Annotated in this window: 3 protein-coding genes; all 3 read right to left on the reverse strand. The window is 62.1% G+C overall.

The window, feature by feature from the left end; all coding sequences use genetic code 11:
- A partial coding sequence (locus tag WH5701_RS17825) for a tetratricopeptide repeat protein (protein ID WP_006169749.1) occupies window positions 1-538 on the reverse strand: 538 nt, incomplete at its 3' end.
- 113 nt (window positions 539-651) lie between these two features.
- Entirely contained in the window at window positions 652-1,473 is an 822-nt protein-coding gene (locus tag WH5701_RS17830) for a VWA domain-containing protein (RefSeq protein WP_006169751.1), read from the reverse strand.
- On the reverse strand, window positions 1,463-1,778 hold a 316-nt coding region (locus WH5701_RS00190), incomplete at its 5' end, for a hypothetical protein (protein ID WP_006169752.1). The genes WH5701_RS17830 and WH5701_RS00190, both read right to left, overlap by 11 nt.

Raw genomic sequence — 1,778 nt, forward strand, 5'->3', positions numbered from 1 at the left:
TCTTGTTTCCGTTCTGGCCCTGACGGTTTTGTTGCTGATTACTGCTGTCGCCCTGGGAGTTCCGGGAATCCTGTTGGTTGTTATCCTGGTTGCCGTCCTGGTTCTGCTGTTCCTGATTCAGAAGTTCCTCGACAATTTTCCGGTTGTGAAGGGCGTCTTCCATGTCAGGCGCTGCGTTCAGCGCCGCATCATAGGCAGCCAGGGCCTCTTCCAGTTTTCCGGCACGGGCCAGGGCATTGCCCCGGTTGTAACTGGCACGGGGACCCTGTTTGCGCGCAAACGCTTCGGCGGCGCTGTCGTACTTGCCGGAACGATAGAGCGCAGAGCCCCGCCATTCCGGGTCTTCAAGCTGGCGGGCGGCTGATTCCGGGTTGTCCTGAATCAAGGCGGGAGCTCGCTGATCTTCCCTCTGCCAGAGCTCTTCCCAGCTTATGGCGGCTGCCGGCTGCGGCCAGACCGGCAGCAGGATCAAAGCAAGCGCACTGAGAGCCCCCCGGCGCCAGCCCATCAAAACCAGCGGCAGCGCGAGCCAGAGCAACCAGTAACCGTCATCCTGCCAGCGATTGACCGTCAGGCCGTCCTCGGAATCCTGCCAGTCGTCACTGTCCCGCGGGCTCAGGTCGAGCGCTTCAATATCGGTGTCGTCCAGGGTCAGCTCATGGCTCTGGCCGCCGCTGCTGCGGGCGAGTGCCGCCAGCGCTTCGGGTTCAGCACGACTGATGACAATGTCGCCGTTCTCCCGTATGAAACCGCGCCGGGCGAGGGGAATGGGGCCTCCGTTCTCGGTGCCGACGACCAGGGTATTGAGCGCGTATCCGTGCCGGAAAGCGTGTCCCGGATGGTACCCTCGTAGTCGTCGTTGATGCTGTCGGTGATTAACAGGATGCGACCTTCGCCAAGTGCGCCTTGTTCCAGCAATGCCTTTGCGCGGGCAACGGCGAGATCGGCCCGGTTGCCTGTCGCCGGCATGATCACCGGGTCCAGCACGTTGAGCATGCCCTCAATCGTACGGCCATCATCGGTCAGCGGTGTTACCACGTGGGCATCGCCGGAAAAGACGAGCAGGCCGGTCAGGCTGCCTTCCCGAAGCTCGAGAATATCCCGGATTTTCCGTTTGGCCCGGGTCAGCCGATCAGGTTCCACGTCCGTTGCCAGCATGGACAGTGAAAGGTCCAGTGCGATCACGAGGCTGTCGCCGGGTTGTTTCAGCGGTGTCGGTGCCTCCCGCCAGGCCGGTCCGGCCAGGGCCAGGGACAGAATGATCAGGGCCAAAGAGGCCGGAACCAGAGGTGACTTGTTCGACTGGCCCGAGCTACCGTTGTGACGAATCAGGGGCGAGAGCAGACGGGCCGGAATAAGCCGGGACCATCCGCTGTCGCCCATGCGGAGTTGCCGGAATGCAAGATACAGTATCGGTATCAGCAGGATTAACAGCAGCCAGAGCGGGCGCAGGAAATGGAAGTCAGCCCACATGCGTTTCCTCCTCCTTGCTCCGGCGGGTTTCAGCAACAAGTTCCCGCCCGTGGCGGACGAGGAACAGCGCCAGCCACAGAATGACCGCGAGCCCGGCAGGCCAGACATAGAGCTCGGTTACCGGCCGATAGAACTTGCCTTCAAGCTCGATCGGTTCCAGTCGATCAATGCTCTCGTAGATAAGCTCCAGCTCGGGCAGGCTGCGCGCCCGGAAATACTCCCCGCCGGTCTGCTGGGCCATGCGGGTTAGCAGGTTTTCGTCCAGATCTCTGGATGGGTTGACCCGGCGCGAACCCAGCAGCCCA

It is taken from the genome of Synechococcus sp. WH 5701 (assembly GCF_000153045.1).
GTDB lineage: Bacteria > Cyanobacteriota > Cyanobacteriia > PCC-6307 > Cyanobiaceae > Regnicoccus_A > Regnicoccus_A antarcticus.

Excerpts from the sequence above, each read along its gene's own strand:
- WH5701_RS17830 (WP_006169751.1), bottom strand. The coding sequence starts at position 1,473 with ATGTGGGCTGACTTCCATTTCCTGCGCCCGCTCTGGCTGCTGTTAATC.